The sequence below is a fragment of the Allobosea sp. 10L417 genome, from assembly GCF_056395485.1.
In genome coordinates this window covers 682,095-697,140 of the sequence record NZ_JBFTJP010000001.1, presented here as the reverse complement: position 1 = coordinate 697,140, position 15,046 = coordinate 682,095, and the positions used below count along the sequence as shown (strand labels likewise).

Genomic DNA, 15,046 nt, shown 5'->3' with positions numbered 1-15,046 from the left:
CGCCGCCAAGCCCTACCTCCAGTTTTCGTCACGGAGAATGCTCATGCCCCAGACCTGGATGATCACCGGTGCCAATCGCGGCATCGGGCTTGCGCTCACGATCGAATTGCTGCGCCGTGGCGACCATGTCATCGCCGCCGCGCGCAGTCCCTGGGGCGGAGCGCTCGGCGAACTCGCGGCGGCGCATCCCGGCGCGCTGACGCTGGTCGAGCTCGACGTCACCTCCGACGCGAGCGTAGCCGCCGCCAAGGAGGCGCTGGCCGGCCGCGCCATCGATGTTCTGCTCAACAATGCCGGCCTCTACGGCCCGCGCGACCGGCAGGCCGGGCTCGACGTCGATTTCGACGCCTGGCGCGAGGTCTTCGAAGTCAATGTCTATGCGCCCGTCAGGGTCGCGCAGGCCTTCCTGCCGAACATCGAGGCGGGCCAGGGTCGCAAGATCGCGACGATTTCAAGCCGCATGGGCTCGATCGGCGCCAATCCCGGCAACGCGCTGATCTACCGCTCGTCGAAGTCGGCGGTGAACATGGCGATGGTGGTGTTCGGCAACAGCGTGCGCGAGCGCAATGTCAGCGTGATGCTGTTCCATCCCGGCTGGGTTCAGACCGATATGGGCGGCAGCGGCGCCGACATCACGCCGGCCGAGAGTGCCCGCGGGTTGATCCGAACCATCGATGCCTCCGGCATGGCCGAGACCAACAGCTTCCGCGACCACACAGGCGAGAAGATCGCCTGGTGAGGCCGAGGCATCGTCGGCTCAGTTCGCCCGCGTCGAGGCGAGCCAGAGACCGCCGCCAATCAGAAAGCCGCCGCTGAGCTTGGACAGAAGCCGGACGCGCCGCTGCGAGAGCAGATGGCCGGCGCGTCCGGATAGCAGCGCATAGGTGCCGTCGCTGAGCGCGGCGAAGGCCAGCGCCGTCGCGCCCATGATCGCAATCTGGGTGGCGTGGTCGCGCGACGGATCGAGGAATTGCGGGAAGAAGGCGCCGAAGAACAGCAATGTTTTTGGATTGCTGAGAGCTACGAGCGCGCCCTGCAGGAAGAAGCCGCCGCGCGGCGGCTTGGCCGGGGCGCCGCGATCGAGATCAGTGCCGGCCGAGCGGAACATCTTCCAGCCCAGCCAGATCAGATAGGCGGCGCCGGCCAGCCGTAGCCACTCGAACCAGTGGCCGAGCGCGGCGATGACCGAACTCAGCCCGATGCCGGCGATGACGACCATGACCCCGAGGCCAGCCTGCGTCCCTGCCACATTGAGGAGGCCGGCGCGGGTACCGTGCTTCAGGCTGTTGGCGACGATCAGCGAGACCGTGGGCCCGGGAACGATGATGATGACGATGCAGGCGAGGAGATAGGCGGCATAGACTTCGAGCGACATGGCACGGGCCTCCGGCTGTGGCGCCTAGTGATCTGCCGATGTCGGACGGGTGTCCAGCCGCTTCGCCGGGTTGCGAAATGGGAGTTTTCTATGGATCGGACCGGCTTTGCCGTGGTTCCCCTCACGCCGGAACGCTGGAACGACCTGGAGGATCTCTTCGGTCCGCAGGGGCCCTGCTATGGCTGCTGGTGCAACCATTTCCGCATGCCACAGCGGCTGCGCATGGCCCTGCTAGGCGAGGGCGCGCGGCAATTGTTCGAGGACCGCGTGAAGAAGGGGCCGCCGCCCGGCGTGCTCGCCTATGCCGAGGGCAAGGCTGTCGGCTGGCTGCAGGTAGGTCCCCGCGCCCACATCCCCGAATGGAACAATCCGCGGCGCGCCTCGACGCCGCTGCCGGATGCGCCGGCGGACGACGAGCGGAACTGGGCGGCTTCCTGCTTCTTCGTGCGCAAAGGCTTTCGCGGCAAGGGCGTCACCGGGTCTCTGCTCAATGGAGCGATCGATTTCGCGCGGACGAGCGGCGCGCGATTGATCGAAGCCGCTGCAATGGCGAATCAGGACAAGCGCAGCGCGGAAGGGCTCTATGTCGGGCCGGAAACCATGCTCCTGCGCGCTGGCTTCGTCGAGGTCGCCCGCCAGAAGCCGGGGCGGCCGCTGCTCAGGCTGATGCTTTAGGCGGGGCGGGCTTCGCTCTATGCGAGGATGAAGCTACGGATCGCCTGCAAGGCGCCATCCCGATCATCGGCGACGATACCGTGTCCGCAATCGGCGAAGCGCTGAAACTGGACTTGTTCAGGTGGGAGGCTTGCCGCGATCTGCTCGCTGAACGCGATCGGTGCAATCGGGTCCTTGTCTCCGGCCATGACGAGGACCGGACAGGAAATGCGCGCAAGTGCATCCCTGAAATCGAAACGGCCGTGCTCGTTGCGGGGGCCGTTGAAGTGGAGGCCGGTTTCGTTGCGCGTGATGGCGCGGGCGATCCATGACCCGTCATCCGTCTGGTTGCGAGGCGCGTAGAGCGGGACGCAGACCTTCCCGTAGACCGCCCGGGTCGCATCGGAGGGGGCCGACCAATAGCCCCGTGCCGCGTTTTCCGCTTCGGCGCCTCCGATGCGTTCGAAGGCCTCATAGACCTGCTGAAAATCGAACTTTGCGGCCGTGCTGACCAGGATCAGCTTCGCGGCATGGCCGGGATGGCGCTTCGCATAGGCTTGCGCGACGAAGCCGCCGAAGGACGTTCCCAGCACGATGGGCTTCTCGATCCCGAGCGTGTCGCAAAGGGCCCTGACATCGTCACCCCATTGGTCGAGCGTCCAGCTGTCTGTCGGACCGTTCTCGCTACGCCCGCAGCCGCGGTGATCGTAATAGACGATCTGGGCGATATCGCTCAAAGCCGAGAAGGCAGGCTTGTACATGCTGTGGTCGAACCCCGGCCCGCCATGGAGCAGGACGAGTGTCGGCTTCTCGCGCATCCGCGGCCCGTCGGGGACCAGCCCGGCTCCTTCGATATCGACGTAGAGGCGAACCCCGTTCACTGTGACGTGCATGATTGTCGTATCCGGGAGTTCAATTCTTCAGGTCGTTCAGGAAAGCCGTCAGCCGGTCCAGAGCCTGCCTTCCTTCAGGGCGGTCGAGATCGAACTGATACTCGTGCGGCAACTTCGGCTCGGTCTCCGGCGGGAAGAACAGCGTCTCGACCTTGACGCCACGGTCGCGTAGCGCCTGCGCCATCACCACCGATTGCGGCGCCAGCGGGTCGCCATTGCCGACCGAGATGAAGCTGCGCGGAAAGGCTTCCGTCACATAGCGGGGCACCGCCGCCTCGGTGATGCGTTCGCTGTCGAATGGGTTCGACGTGCCGAAATAGGCCAGGAGCACGGAACGGATGAAGCCGCCGAAGGGGCCGGTCAGCTCGAATGCGGTCGGGTCGAAGGCGCCGCAGAACAGGATGGTGCCCCGCAACGCTGCCGGGTCGACGGCCGGTTTCAGGCCGAGCAATTCGGCATAGTCCCCGCCGGTCAGCGCGGCGGCGAGTTGGGCGGCGATATGGGCGCCGGCCGAGTCGCCTGCGAGCACGATCCGGGTGGGATCGATGCCGAGGCTCTGGCCTTCGCGCTGCAGGAAGCCGAGCGCCTCGTTCACCTGTCGAACAGGCTCGGGATAGCGGGCGGTCGGTGCGCGGGTATAGCCTACCGCGACGGCAGAAAATCCGCGCCCGGCCAGAACCTTGAGATAGGGCGCGACATCCTTGCGGTCGCCGGCGACGAAGGCGCCGCCATGGATCCAGACGATGGTCGGCCGCCCCGGTTTGGCCTCGCCTTGGGGAAGATAGACGTCGAGGCGCGCCTCCTCCGCTGCGCCATAGCGGATGTCGAGCAACTCGCGAATATCGGTCGGAACATGTTTGGCGAGGGAGGCATCGGTCTTCGAGGCGCCGTAACCGAAGGCAAGCCGTGTCAGCAGGGCCGAGGGCCAGGGCGACAGGACGAAGGCTGCATAGGCTGTCAGCACAAGGCCAAGACAGAGCAGGAGAATCCGGGTGGCGCGAGGTCTCATGCGGCGAAGCTAGGCTGCCTCTTCGCTGCGAGCAATGGCGGGAGGACCGGCTCGGAGCGGAGCGGCCGGCGGCTTTATGTAATCGGCTAAAATATTGATTTTGTTCCGGTATGCCGATCCGCATTAACCTTGCGTTCGTTCGCATCTGCGAAAGGAGCCTGGCTACGAGGTGGTGACGGCCATGAGGCGATTGGGATTGACGGCGAAGATCATGGCGTTCTTCGCGTTGCTGAGCCTTGCCGGGGCGCTCGGCCTGGTCAGCGCCTTGCGCGGTTTCGACGAGGCCCGGCGTATCGATGCTGCGGCCTTCACCGATATCGGCCTTGCCAGCAGCGCTTCCCTGCTCTCCAGCCGCGTCGCTGCCACGGCGCTGCTGAGCAGCGTCGATCCCGAGATGTCGACGCAGCAGGTCCAAGCCATGCTCGAGCGGCTCGACGGCGCCATCGAACTGGTCGATGCGGCCCGCGCGCATCTGATGTCCGCCTTGCCCGCCACCTTGCGCGAAGCCAATCCGACGCTGGATGCGCGGATCCGCACCTTCATCGCCTTCCAGCGCGGCATCGTCGACATCGGCCACCGGGTTTCGGCGAAGGCGGCGCTCCTGGAAGCGGGGGCGGAGGACGCACGCGTTAATGTCGACCAGATCATCACGACGACATCGACGTTGCGCGACCAGCTTGCGCGCCGGGCGAGCGCGGCGACGGCCCAGGCTGGGGAGCGCGCTGGCGATGTCCGCCTCTGGACCATTCTGTTTGCCTGCCTGCTGCCGCTCGGCGGTGGGCTTGCCACGCTCCTGCTGCTGCGCAGCCATCTGACGCGCCCTCTGCGGCGGCTGATGGCCGCGATCGGTGAGGCCGCGGCGTCGGACCGCGTCATCGAGGTGCCTTATCGCGAGAGGGCCGACGAGATCGGCCAGCTCGCCCGCGTGGTGCGCCAGTTCAGCGAGGTGCGGGCAACGCTGGTCACGCAAGAGGCGGAAGCCGGCGACGCCCGACGCCATGCGCAGATGCGCAGCGCGGAGCTTGCCCGGATCGCCGATGATTTCGAGATGCGGCTCGGCATGCTGCTCGGCGAGATCGGGCGGGAGAGCGAAGTGCTGCGCATGGCGCTGCAGGACTCGGCTGTGCGCGTCCATCAGGTCTCGAAGAGCACGGAGACGGCTGCCGCCTCGGTCGATGGAGCCGGCGTCGAGGCGATTCGTTCCACCGAGGCTGCGCTGCGGATGGAGCACGTCATCGGGCAGATCAATGCCGAGGTCAGGCGCGTCTCGGAGATGGCGACGGCCGCGACCCGTGAAGCCGTCGGAACGCATGCGCTGGTCTCGCGGCTGACGGAGAACGCGGCGCAGATCCGCGATGTCGTCGGCATTATCGAGGCGGTCGCGCGTCAGACCAATCTGCTCGCCCTCAACGCCACGATCGAGGCCGCGCGGGCGGGGTCGCATGGCCGCGGCTTCGCCGTCGTCGCCGCCGAGGTGAAGACGCTGGCGAACCAGGCGTCGGAGGCTGCCGCGCGGATTGTCCATCGCATCGCGCAAGCCGACGAAGCGCTGTCCCACGCGGCGCAAGCCGTCTCGACCATTGGAGCGAGCGTCGCGGCGGTCGAACAGACCGGCACCGAGATCGCGACGATGGTGGGATCGCATGTCGAGCTTCTCGGCTCGCTCGGCGAGACGGTCGGGCGGATCTCCGACGTGACTGCGACAGCCGCCATTGCGATGTCCGAGATCGCCGCGGCCAATCTGCAGACCGTCGGGCAGGCCGATATGGGCGCGCACAGCGCCGGCGAGCTCGACCGCCGGATCAATGCGCTGCAGGCGGAGGCTGGCGCCTTCGTCCGGCGCCTGCGCGCGGCCTGAAGCGGTTCCCGCATCGTCGCGCTTGCCTTTGGCGCGCGACTCTGCCCCATCTGGGCCATGCCCTTTTCGACGCTTCCTTCGCGATGAGCTGGTCGCCCCAGCAGGATGCGGCTTTGACCGCCGTGGCGCGCTGGCTGCAGGCCGGCGAGCCGCAGCTCTTCCGCATGTTCGGCTATGCCGGCACCGGCAAGACGACGCTCGCGCGCCATATCGCCGAGGCGGTCGATGGCGACGTCGTCTTCGCCGCCTATACCGGCAAGGCCGCGCTCGTGCTGCGCAACAAGGGTTGCCATGGCGCGCAGACCATCCACTCGCTGATCTATCGCTCGCGCGGGGTCGAGGAGGAGAGCCCGACCTTCGTGCTCAACCGCGAGAGCGCCGCCACCAAGGCCAAACTCATCATTATCGACGAATGCTCGATGGTCGACGAGGAATTGGGGCGCGATCTGCTCTCCTTCGGCACGCCGGTTCTGGTGCTGGGCGACCCGGCGCAGTTGCCGCCGGTGAAGGGCGGCGGCTTCTTCACCGAGCAGGAGCCCGACGTGATGCTGACCGAGGTGCATCGGCAGGCGGCGGACAATCCGATCGTGCGGATGTCGATGATCGTGCGCGAGGGCGGCCGGCTCGACTATGGCGAGTACGGCCCCAGCCGGGTGATCCGGCGCGACGAGGTCAATCCCGAGATCGTCATGACGGCCGATCAGGTGCTGGTCGGGATGAACAAGACGCGGCGCAACTACAATGCCCGCATCCGCCAGCTCATGGGCCGCACGGACAACAGCCCCGTCGCCGGCGAGAAGCTGGTCTGCCTGCGCAACGACAAGAGCAAGGGGCTGCTCAATGGCGGCTCCTGGATCGTGCAGGAGATCAAGACCTCGAAGAAGGGGCTGGTCACCATGCGCGTCACGCCGGAGGACGACACCGGCGCCAAGGCGGTGAAGGTCTCGGTGCTGCCGAATTTCTTCGACGGCACCGAGGAGGAGGTGCCGTGGGAGCTGCGCAAGCACACCGACGAGTTCACCTTCGGCTACGCCCTGACGGTGCACAAGTCGCAGGGCTCGCAATGGGACGATGTCGTGCTCTTCGACGAGAGCTTCGCCTTCCGCGAGCACCGGGCGCGCTGGCTCTATACGGGGCTGACGCGCGCGGCCGAGACGATCACGGTGGTGATGTAGGGACGAGCGTCCGGTAGGGGGTGGGGAGCCGAAGTTGATCGGGCGCCCGGAAGCGGACCTTCGGCCGCCGGCCACCTTATGCTTTGAACGGCGCGCGGGGACGCAGGATCCATCTACGACTGAGGGCTTCGGTCAATATGCGCGCAGATGGAGGGAGAAATCGCCCTTTGGCGCCGGCAGCCAGTTTGATACCTGCGCCTCGGGAGGCGGATCCGCCTGGACGTAAAACGTCAGCGAGCCGTCCGGATTGTGTTTGCGCGACGCAGCAAATTCTCCATCTCCCTCTCCCTCCGCTCGGATGGTTGCGGCTGCGAAATAGTGGCAGCCTTCCAGTTCGTCATAGACAGCGCCTCTCGGTCAATCTTGGAATGCTTGGCCTTGTTAGTGCCCGGGAGCGTTCATCAGATCGCAAGCAAAGCATTTTGTGGCCTCCCACTATGAGGTCTCGGCCATCAATTCTTCGGGAGCGGCGATCTTTTATTTTAGGCGGCCACCCGATAGCAAGGAACGCATTGTCCCGGCTGCAGTTGATGGGTTGAGGTCCGGGGGAGGAAGCTCGTCAGAGGAACGAGGCAATGACCGATGCGAGCGAAATGCGGCCGACGGACGAGAAAGCGGGCCGCCAGATATCCGATGATGAGGAAGCACCTGTCGGAGCGCCAACGAAATTTCCAGTTCTTTTCGCTGTGATCGCCGGATTGGGCTTGGTCGTCCTCGCCTCGATGCTTGTGGAATTTGTAGCGCGCTGACCATCGTCATGCCCTGTGCTAAGCCGACTTCTCCTGCGCCCGGATGGCTGCGGCCCCACGCGCGTGACAAGACGCTGGCCTCTGGCGTAGCGACGGCGCTGGCGCGGTGGGCCGTCGTACCTCCCCGATCTTCCGACGTAGAGCGGTCAAACGCTGGAATATTCTCCAAGGAAATATCGCTTGCGCGAACATGCGGCGCTGTGCACCTGGGGCGCGCGTATTACCGGCATCATGTCGGCTGGCGCTTCAGGATTTTCATCATGCCTATGACTACGACACGCCGCACTGTCGCTGCTGCCTTTGCGTTGACGCTCGTTTCCCTCTCTGCCTCTGCTCAGGTCACCGACCCTGAGATGACCTGCGCGGATTATCTCAAGACTGTCGCGGCCAATGGCGGCACGCCGAAGACCGGCGACGCTGCCATGGACAAGATGGCCGCTGATGTCGATGCCAAGATGAAGACCTATTGCACCGCAAATCCAAAGGCAAAGGCGATGGATGCCGCCATGAAAGTCATGGGCGGTTGAAGCTTCTGGCCCTGCAGTCGTCCGCGGCGGCGGGGCCGGTTACGCGACGCCAGCGGCGATACCCCTTATTCGGAAGGGCTCGATCTTTGGGTGTGTCCGACTGGCGCTATCGAGGGCTCGGTCGGCTTCGCCCTCGGGCTCGTTGGCATGACGATCTGCGATGCGCTGATCTGCTGGGCGCGCGCTGGCGGGACTGCCCTCCGTCGATCCCAATGCCTCCGAAATCGAACGGCTGAACGCCGCAAGAACGGCTGGCCGGCCCAGCCGGCTGCCTTCGGGCGTTTCCTCTCTAGACTTGGGCGCCGTCATCCTTCGGGGTGGCAGCGGTTTTTTGCGTTCGCGCAAACTTCCGAGATGGGTCGCGTCCCGATATTGGTCCGTTGCCTGAAACAGGGCATGTCCCGAAACAGGAAGCAAAGAACGGCGCTACTCCTCCAGCGCCTCGATCATCTCCACCCGCGTCGCATGCCGGCCGCCTTCGAATTCGGCGCTCAGGAACGCATCCACGATATCGAGCGCCAGCCCTTCGCCGACCACGCGCGCGCCAATCGACAGCATGTTGGCATCGTTATGCTGGCGGATCATGCGGGCTGAGAATGTGTCGGCGCAGACGCCGCAACGGATGCCCTTGACCTTGTTAGCCGCCATCATGATGCCTTGGCCGGTGCCGCAGAGGATAATGCCGAGCCGGCAATCGCCGGAAGCGACGAGCCGCGCCGCTGCTTCTCCGTGCTTGGGATAGTGTGTGCTCTCCGGTGTCGTCGGTCCGATGTCGACCACATCCCAGCCCTGCGTCGCGATATGAGCGGCAATGGCCCGTCGGAGTTGAATGGCAGCATGGTCGCTGGAGAGGACGATGCGGTTGCTTGCTGTCAAGGAGAAGGCGTCCTGTTTCCCGAGGCAATCCGACGGCTTGGCCGAGTTGGATCAGGTGCTGTTTGTTTCGTCAATTCTTCCAGTTTTCGAATGGCGGCAGCCTGATCGAGAGCGGGCGGGGTCGGTGCCTGGAAAGGGCCGGGAGCCGGCGGTCTAGATACTTCACGAGCGAAGTCTCATGGTCGAAGATTGCCGAATTGTCATGAATCCCTTTGCTTTTTTGCCATAGTCGCTGCGGATGCTGGTGGGGATGGTCAGCGGAGGCCGGCGGCATGGCGGGACCGGACGATCTGAAGGCGGGCGCCATCGCCCTCCAGCGTTTCGGCCTTGGGCCGAAGCCGGGGCAGGGCGAGGCAGTGCGCCGTGATGCGCGGGATCGGCTGCTGGCCGAGATCGCGACCGGGATCGTCGCGCAACCCCAGGGCGCGCTGCTGTCAGGCGCGGCCGAGATCGGCAAGGCGCTTTACGCTTTTGAGGATGATGAGAAGCGGGAGCGCGAGGCCAAGCGCATGGCCATGCAGCAGCCCGTTCAGGGCATGCAGGTCGCCAGCGCGGCGCAAGCTGAAACGCCGCCCGCGGCATCGCAGAACCAGATGGCTCAGCCAACGAAGGCGCCGAACCAGCCGGCGCTGCCCTACAAGACTTATCGCGACGAGGTGAAGGCGCGTGTCGATCTGGCGCTCGCGGCCGAGACCGGCTTCGCCGAGCGGCTGGTGATGTTCTGGTCGAACCATTTCTGCGTCAGTGCGATCAAGAGCAACATGTCCCGGATCATGGCGGGAACCTATGAGCGCGAGGCCATCCGCCCGCACATTTTCGGCCACTTCGAGGAGATGCTGATCGCGGCCGAGAGCCATCCGGCAATGCTCGACTTTCTCGACAATCGCCAGTCCGTCGGCCCCAACTCGCCGGCCGGGCGGCGCCAGCGACGCGGGCTGAACGAGAACCTCGCCCGCGAGATCATGGAACTGCACACGCTCGGCGTTGCCGGCGGCTACGGCCAGGCTGACGTCACCAATCTCGCCCGCATCATCACCGGCTGGACCGTCGTGGGGCGCGAAGGCGTGCTTGGCTTTCCCGGCTCCTTCGCCTTCAATGCCGGGCTGCACGAGCCGGGCGTGACGCCGTTGCTCGGCCGCTTCTACGATCAGCCGGGCCGGGCGCAGGGTGTCGCCGCGCTGACCGACCTTGCGCGCCACCCGGCGACATCGCGGTTCATCGCGACCAAGCTCGCAAGGCATTTCGTGGCGGACGTGCCGCCGCCCAAGCTCGTCGAACTCTTGGCCGCGACCTTCCGCCAGAGCGGCGGCGACCTGCCCTCCGTCTATCGAGCGCTGATCGGCAGCAATGAGGCGTGGACAGCGCCTGCAAGCAAGATCCGCTCGCCGCAGGAATTCCTCCTCGCATCCTATCGGGCGCTCGGGCGTCAGCCTGATTTCGGGCAGATCGTCGGACCGCTCGCGGCTATGGGGCAGCCCTTCTGGCAGCCCCCCGGGCCGAACGGCTATGCCGACACCAATGCCGCCTGGGCCTCGGCCGAAGGCATCAAGACGCGCATCGACGTCGCCGCCGGCTGGGGCCGGCAGGCGGCGAATGCGGTTCAGGACCCGCCGGGTCTGAGCGAGGACGTTCTCGGTCCGATCCTCTCGCCTGAGACGAAGCAGGCGGTGGCGCGGGCGGAGAGCCGCCCGCAGGCGCTGGCGCTGTTGCTGATGTCGCCCGAATTCCAGCGGAGGTGAGGCCGATGGATCGCCACGACGATGACGATGATTGCGAACGGATGACGCCGTCGCGGCGCGCCGTGCTCGGCGCGGCGGGTGCACTCTTTGGCTGGTCCTTCGTGCCGAAATTCGCCTATGCGGCGCCGGGCAGCCGCGACCCGCGCTTCCTGCTGGTGGTGCTGCGCGGAGCGCTCGATGGGCTTTCGGCCGTGCCCCCGATCGGCGATCCCGACTATGCCGGCCTGCGCGAGGGCATCGCGCTGGCCAAGGACGGCCCCGAGGCGGCGCTGCCGCTCGACGGCTTCTTCTACCTGCACCCGGCGATGCCGAATCTCGCCCGGCTCTATCGTGAGGGCCGGGCGGCGATCGTCCACGCCGCCGCTACGGGCTATCGCGAGCGCTCGCATTTCGACGGTCAGGATGTGCTGGAGAGCGGGCAGCCGGGGCCGGGCCGCACTGAGAACGGCTGGCTCAACCGGCTGATCGCGAGCCTGCCGGCCGGGGAGGGCATTTCGCGCAAGGGCGTCCTCGGCGTTGGCGTCGTGCCGCCGCTGGTGGTGCGGGGGCAGGCGCCGGTGCTGGGCTGGGCGCCGCCGCGCATGGCGCGAGCGGGCGTCGATCTGACGATGCGGCTCGCCGATCTCTACGGCCAGCGCGATGCAGGCCTCGCCGCGGCGTTGCAGCAGGCGATCGAGACGGAGGGGGTGGCGCGGCGCAGCGGCATGGCTGAGCCGAAGGGCGGCGGCGGGCCTGATACGGCCGACGGCATGCGCCGGATCGCTGAAGGTGTCGCCGGGCTCGTTGGCGCCGATGACGGGCCGCGCATCGCGGCGCTGGCCTTCGAGGGATGGGACACCCATGCCAATGAAGGCGGCGCCAAAGGGCGGCTGGCCAATCTGCTTGGCAGCCTGGACGGGGCCTTCGCGGCGCTGGAGCGCGGGCTTGCGCCGGTCTGGAAGGATACGGTGGTGATGGTCGCGACCGAGTTCGGCCGCACGGCCGCCGTCAACGGGACGGTCGGAACCGACCACGGCACCGGCACTGTCGCTTTCCTCGTCGGCGGCGCGGTGAAGGGCGGCCGGATGATCGCGGACTGGCCGGGGCTCAAGTCGGAGCAGCTCTACCAGAACCGCGACCTCACGCCGACGACCGATATCCGCTCGATCGCGAAGGGCGTGGTTGCGGACCTCTTCGGGCTGTCCGGGCCGGTCCTGGCAGAGAAGGTGTTTCCCGGCACGGGGGATCTCAGGCCTATGCAGGGATTGGTGGTTTAGGCTCCTTCCTTCTCCCCTCGGGGGAGAAGGTGGCTCGGCGAAGCCGAGACGGATGAGGGCGGAACCTCGACCGAAAACAAGAAAGGGCCGCTTGCGCGACCCTTTCTTCATCCGTCTGCTTCGCAGACACCTTCTCCCCCGAGGGGAGAAGCAATCACGCCCAGGCGCGTTGCTTCAGCTTGTCCTCGAAGGCCTCGATCTTCGAGGACTTCTCCATGGTCAGGCCGATGTCGTCGAGGCCGTTGAGCAGGCAGTGCTTGCGGAAGGGGTCGATCTCGAAGGTGATCTCGCCGCCGTCCGGCCCCTTGATCGTCTGCTTCTCGAGGTCGATGGTCAGCGTCGCGTTGGAGCCGCGCTCGGCGTCGTCGAACAGCATGTCGAGCTGCTCGGGCGTGACCGTGATCGGCAGGATGCCGTTCTTGAAGCAGTTATTGTAGAAGATGTCGGCGAAGCTCGTGGAGATCACGCAACGGATGCCGAAGTCGAGCAGCGCCCAGGGGGCGTGCTCGCGCGAGGAGCCGCAGCCGAAATTGTCGCCGGCGACGAGGATCTCGGCCTTGCGATAGGCCGGCTGGTTCAGCACGAAATCCGGGTTCTCGGAGCCATCCTCCTTGTAGCGCATCTCGGAGAACAGCGCCGTGCCCAGCCCGGTGCGCTTGATCGTCTTCAGATACTGCTTCGGGATGATCATGTCGGTGTCGACATTGACCACCTTCATCGGGGCGGGTGTCGAGGTCAGCGTGGTGAAGGGCTGCATGGTTCTTGTCCTTGCGTAAGGCCGGCTCAGCCGGCCGCCTGTTCGATGGCTTCCATGTCCTCGTCGGAGAAGCCGAAATGGTGGCCGATCTCATGGACCATGACGTGGGTGACGATGGCGCCGAGGCTCTCGTCATTCTCCGCCCAGTAGTCGAGGATCGGCCTGCGATAGAGGTGGATGGTGTTGGGCATCTGGCCGGTCTGCGGCGAATAGCCCTGCTGGGGCAGGCCGACGCCGCTGAAAAGGCCGAGCAGGTCGAATGGGCTCTCCGCCTCCAGCTCCTTCAGCACGTCGTCCTCAGGGAATTCTGTCACGTTGAAGATCACATCCGAGCAGAGCGCGCGGAATTCCTCCGGCAGGCGGTCGAAGGCGGCCTGCGCCAGCACCTCGAATGCTGCCTGCGACGGCGCCTTAACGCCGTCCCAGTCGATCTCCGCTGTTGTCGTGACCCTGGCGTCCACAGCCTTGCCCATCACCAGATCTTCAATTGGTGGCCGAGCCACCAGGCCAGCACCACGACGCCCAGCAGCGAGAGTGAGCGGCCGATGCGCCGGCCCCAGAGCTCGATCCTGTCGCCTTCGGGCGCGTCCGCGCCCGAGAAGTGCTGTGCCGCCCGGCCCATCGAGGAGCCGAGCAGGCTTTCGCTGTCGCGCTTGACGCGCTCGAGCGCGGCCTTGGCCTCGGCGTCGCGTGCGGTTTCGCGGGGATCGTTCGACATGATGCGTTCCCCGCTTGTCCGTCTCAGCCCAGCGTGCGCACGTCGACGAAATGGCCGGTCAGCGCCGCTGCCGCTGCCATCGCCGGCGAGACGAGATGCGTGCGGCCGCGATAGCCCTGGCGGCCCTCGAAGTTGCGGTTCGAGGTCGAGGCCGCGCGCTGACCCGGCTTGAGCTGGTCCGGGTTCATGCCGAGGCACATCGAGCAGCCCGGCTCGCGCCATTCGAAGCCGGCGGCGAGGAAGATCTTGTCGAGGCCTTCCAGCTCCGCCTGCTGCTTCACCAGGCCGGAGCCCGGCACGATCATGGCGTAGTCCAGGCTATCATGGATCTTCCTGCCCTCGACGATCTTCGCGACCGTGCGCAGATCCTCGATCCGGCCATTGGTGCAGGAGCCGATCCAGATCACGTCGAGCGGGATCTCGGTCATCTTGGTGCCGGCCGAGAGGCCCATATATTCCAGCGCACGCTTCTTCGAGGTGCGCTTGACCTCGTCCGCGATCAGCTCCGGATCGGGCACCGCTCCGAGCACCGAAATGACGTCCTCCGGGCTCGTGCCCCAGGAGACGATCGGCGGCAGGTTGGCCGCGTCGAGCTTCACGATGCGGTCGAAATGCGCGCCCTCGTCGGTGCGCAGCGTCTCCCAGTAACGGATGGCGGCTTCCCAGGCCTCGCCCTTCGGCGCCTTGGGGCGACCCTTGAGGTAGTCGAAGGCCTTCTGGTCGGGCGCGACCATGCCGGCGCGGGCGCCACCCTCGATCGACATGTTGCAGACCGTCATGCGGCCTTCCATCGAGAGCCCGCGGATGGCCTCGCCGGCGTACTCGATCACCGAGCCGGTGCCGCCGGCGGTGCCGATCTCGCCGATGATGGCGAGCGTGATGTCCTTGGCGCCGACGCCGGGAGCAGGCGTGCCGTCCACCTGGACGAGCATGTTCTTCGCCTTCTTCTGGATCAGCGTCTGCGTGGCCAGCACATGCTCGACCTCGGAGGTGCCGATACCATGGGCGAGCGCCCCGAAAGCACCGTGCGTCGAGGTGTGCGAGTCGCCGCAGACGATCGTGGTGCCCGGCAGGGTGAAGCCCTGCTCGGGGCCGACGATGTGGACGATGCCCTGGCGCTTATCCAGCTCGTTGAAGTACTCGACGCCGAAGTCCCTGGCGTTCTTCGCGAGAGCCTCGACCTGGACGCGGCTTTCCTCTTCCTGAATGCCCTTGGAGCGGTCGGTCGTCTGGATGTTGTGGTCGACGACGGCGAGCGTCTTCTCCGGCGAGCGGACCTTGCGGCCGGTCATGCGCAGCCCCTCGAAGGCCTGCGGGCTCGTCACTTCATGGACGAGGTGGCGGTCGATGTAGAGCAGGCAGGTGCCGTCGTCCTGCCGGTCGATGACGTGATCGTCAAAGATCTTGTCGTAGAGGGTGCGGAGGCCTGTTGACGCAGTCATGGCTTGGTCTCGGTCTTG

17 protein-coding genes are annotated in these 15,046 nt (G+C 66.3%); 8 read left to right on the top strand and 9 right to left on the bottom strand.

Annotation, left to right across the window (positions count from 1 at the left end; translation table 11 throughout):
• Positions 1-43 precede the first annotated feature (43 nt).
• Complete coding sequence (locus AC1DE3_RS03555) at positions 44-739, top strand: SDR family oxidoreductase (RefSeq protein ID WP_441512033.1); 696 nt, start codon at positions 44-46, stop codon at positions 737-739.
• A gap of 18 nt (positions 740-757) precedes the next feature.
• Here AC1DE3_RS03555 and AC1DE3_RS03550 read toward each other — a convergent pair whose 3' ends face one another.
• Positions 758-1,375, bottom strand: coding sequence for a LysE family translocator (locus tag AC1DE3_RS03550; RefSeq protein WP_476778898.1), 618 nt, complete (start codon positions 1,373-1,375; stop codon positions 758-760).
• Positions 1,376-1,465: 90 nt separating this feature from the next.
• On the opposite strand from AC1DE3_RS03550, the gene AC1DE3_RS03545 reads away from it, so the two are divergent.
• The gene (locus tag AC1DE3_RS03545) at positions 1,466-2,050 is read left to right on the top strand and encodes a GNAT family N-acetyltransferase (RefSeq protein ID WP_476778899.1); all 585 of its coding nucleotides are present in this window, start codon (positions 1,466-1,468) and stop codon (positions 2,048-2,050) included.
• 17 nt (positions 2,051-2,067) lie between these two features.
• Here AC1DE3_RS03545 and AC1DE3_RS03540 read toward each other — a convergent pair whose 3' ends face one another.
• Both AC1DE3_RS03540 and AC1DE3_RS03535 read right to left on the bottom strand, forming a co-directional pair.
• Positions 2,068-2,922: an alpha/beta fold hydrolase gene (locus tag AC1DE3_RS03540; protein ID WP_476778900.1), complete on the bottom strand. Its 855-nt coding sequence runs from the start codon at positions 2,920-2,922 to the stop codon at positions 2,068-2,070.
• 19 nt (positions 2,923-2,941) lie between these two features.
• Positions 2,942-3,931 (bottom strand): alpha/beta hydrolase, encoded by a 990-nt coding sequence (locus AC1DE3_RS03535; protein WP_476852079.1) that lies wholly within the window; start codon positions 3,929-3,931, stop codon positions 2,942-2,944.
• A 196-nt stretch (positions 3,932-4,127) separates the two neighbouring features.
• On the opposite strand from AC1DE3_RS03535, the gene AC1DE3_RS03530 reads away from it, so the two are divergent.
• Both AC1DE3_RS03530 and AC1DE3_RS03525 read left to right on the top strand, forming a co-directional pair.
• Positions 4,128-5,789, top strand: a complete 1,662-nt coding sequence (locus AC1DE3_RS03530; RefSeq protein ID WP_476778901.1) for a methyl-accepting chemotaxis protein — start codon at positions 4,128-4,130, stop codon at positions 5,787-5,789.
• 83 nt (positions 5,790-5,872) lie between these two features.
• Positions 5,873-6,964, top strand: coding sequence for an ATP-dependent DNA helicase (locus tag AC1DE3_RS03525; protein WP_476778902.1), 1,092 nt, complete (start codon positions 5,873-5,875; stop codon positions 6,962-6,964).
• Between the two features lie 132 nt (positions 6,965-7,096).
• On the opposite strand, the gene AC1DE3_RS03520 is transcribed toward AC1DE3_RS03525, so the two are convergent.
• Positions 7,097-7,264, bottom strand: a complete 168-nt coding sequence (locus AC1DE3_RS03520) for a DUF1214 domain-containing protein (protein WP_476852259.1) — start codon at positions 7,262-7,264, stop codon at positions 7,097-7,099.
• 275 nt (positions 7,265-7,539) lie between these two features.
• On the opposite strand from AC1DE3_RS03520, the gene AC1DE3_RS03515 reads away from it, so the two are divergent.
• A complete protein-coding gene (locus AC1DE3_RS03515; RefSeq protein ID WP_476778903.1) occupies positions 7,540-7,713 on the top strand; it encodes a hypothetical protein in 174 nt (57 codons plus the stop codon).
• Between the two features lie 260 nt (positions 7,714-7,973).
• Entirely contained in the window at positions 7,974-8,240 is a 267-nt protein-coding gene (locus tag AC1DE3_RS03510; protein ID WP_476778904.1) for a hypothetical protein, read from the top strand.
• A 426-nt stretch (positions 8,241-8,666) separates the two neighbouring features.
• Here AC1DE3_RS03510 and rpiB read toward each other — a convergent pair whose 3' ends face one another.
• Complete coding sequence (rpiB, locus tag AC1DE3_RS03505; protein ID WP_476778905.1) at positions 8,667-9,116, bottom strand: ribose 5-phosphate isomerase B; 450 nt, start codon at positions 9,114-9,116, stop codon at positions 8,667-8,669.
• 272 nt (positions 9,117-9,388) lie between these two features.
• On the opposite strand from rpiB, the gene AC1DE3_RS03500 reads away from it, so the two are divergent.
• On the top strand, positions 9,389-10,855 hold the full coding sequence (locus tag AC1DE3_RS03500; protein WP_476852078.1) for a DUF1800 domain-containing protein: 1,467 nt from the start codon (positions 9,389-9,391) through the stop codon (positions 10,853-10,855).
• Between the two features lie 5 nt (positions 10,856-10,860).
• Positions 10,861-12,111, top strand: coding sequence for a DUF1501 domain-containing protein (locus AC1DE3_RS03495; RefSeq protein ID WP_476778907.1), 1,251 nt, complete (start codon positions 10,861-10,863; stop codon positions 12,109-12,111).
• Positions 12,112-12,265: 154 nt separating this feature from the next.
• On the opposite strand, the gene leuD is transcribed toward AC1DE3_RS03495, so the two are convergent.
• The 4 genes from leuD to leuC are packed head-to-tail and all read right to left on the bottom strand — an operon-like array spanning position 12,266 to position 15,028.
• Positions 12,266-12,868 carry a 3-isopropylmalate dehydratase small subunit gene (gene leuD / locus AC1DE3_RS03490; RefSeq protein ID WP_476778908.1) on the bottom strand — a complete coding sequence of 201 codons (603 nt, stop codon included), beginning with the start codon at positions 12,866-12,868 and terminating at the stop codon, positions 12,266-12,268.
• 26 nt (positions 12,869-12,894) lie between these two features.
• A complete protein-coding gene (locus tag AC1DE3_RS03485; protein WP_441512045.1) occupies positions 12,895-13,341 on the bottom strand; it encodes a metallopeptidase family protein in 447 nt (148 codons plus the stop codon).
• Positions 13,341-13,586 carry a hypothetical protein gene (locus AC1DE3_RS03480; RefSeq protein ID WP_441512046.1) on the bottom strand — a complete coding sequence of 82 codons (246 nt, stop codon included), beginning with the start codon at positions 13,584-13,586 and terminating at the stop codon, positions 13,341-13,343. Before AC1DE3_RS03480 ends, AC1DE3_RS03485 begins: the two co-directional genes overlap by 1 nt.
• Before the next feature lie 23 nt (positions 13,587-13,609).
• Positions 13,610-15,028, bottom strand: a complete 1,419-nt coding sequence (gene leuC / locus AC1DE3_RS03475) for a 3-isopropylmalate dehydratase large subunit (protein WP_476778909.1) — start codon at positions 15,026-15,028, stop codon at positions 13,610-13,612.
• Between the last annotated feature and the right edge of the window lie 18 nt (positions 15,029-15,046).

Coding starts and splice junctions, on each gene's coding strand:
- AC1DE3_RS03550 (WP_476778898.1), bottom strand. CDS start 1,375: ATGTCGCTCGAAGTCTATGCCGCCTATCTCCTCGCCTGCATCGTCATC.
- leuC (WP_476778909.1), bottom strand. CDS start 15,028: ATGACTGCGTCAACAGGCCTCCGCACCCTCTACGACAAGATCTTTGAC.
- AC1DE3_RS03510 (WP_476778904.1), top strand. CDS start 7,974: ATGCCTATGACTACGACACGCCGCACTGTCGCTGCTGCCTTTGCGTTG.
- AC1DE3_RS03500 (WP_476852078.1), top strand. CDS start 9,389: ATGGCGGGACCGGACGATCTGAAGGCGGGCGCCATCGCCCTCCAGCGT.
- leuD (WP_476778908.1), bottom strand. CDS start 12,868: ATGCAGCCCTTCACCACGCTGACCTCGACACCCGCCCCGATGAAGGTG.
- AC1DE3_RS03515 (WP_476778903.1), top strand. CDS start 7,540: ATGACCGATGCGAGCGAAATGCGGCCGACGGACGAGAAAGCGGGCCGC.
- AC1DE3_RS03540 (WP_476778900.1), bottom strand. CDS start 2,922: ATGCACGTCACAGTGAACGGGGTTCGCCTCTACGTCGATATCGAAGGA.
- AC1DE3_RS03545 (WP_476778899.1), top strand. CDS start 1,466: ATGGATCGGACCGGCTTTGCCGTGGTTCCCCTCACGCCGGAACGCTGG.
- AC1DE3_RS03555 (WP_441512033.1), top strand. CDS start 44: ATGCCCCAGACCTGGATGATCACCGGTGCCAATCGCGGCATCGGGCTT.
- AC1DE3_RS03480 (WP_441512046.1), bottom strand. CDS start 13,586: ATGTCGAACGATCCCCGCGAAACCGCACGCGACGCCGAGGCCAAGGCC.
- AC1DE3_RS03535 (WP_476852079.1), bottom strand. CDS start 3,931: ATGAGACCTCGCGCCACCCGGATTCTCCTGCTCTGTCTTGGCCTTGTG.
- AC1DE3_RS03485 (WP_441512045.1), bottom strand. CDS start 13,341: ATGGGCAAGGCTGTGGACGCCAGGGTCACGACAACAGCGGAGATCGAC.
- AC1DE3_RS03525 (WP_476778902.1), top strand. CDS start 5,873: ATGAGCTGGTCGCCCCAGCAGGATGCGGCTTTGACCGCCGTGGCGCGC.
- AC1DE3_RS03495 (WP_476778907.1), top strand. CDS start 10,861: ATGGATCGCCACGACGATGACGATGATTGCGAACGGATGACGCCGTCG.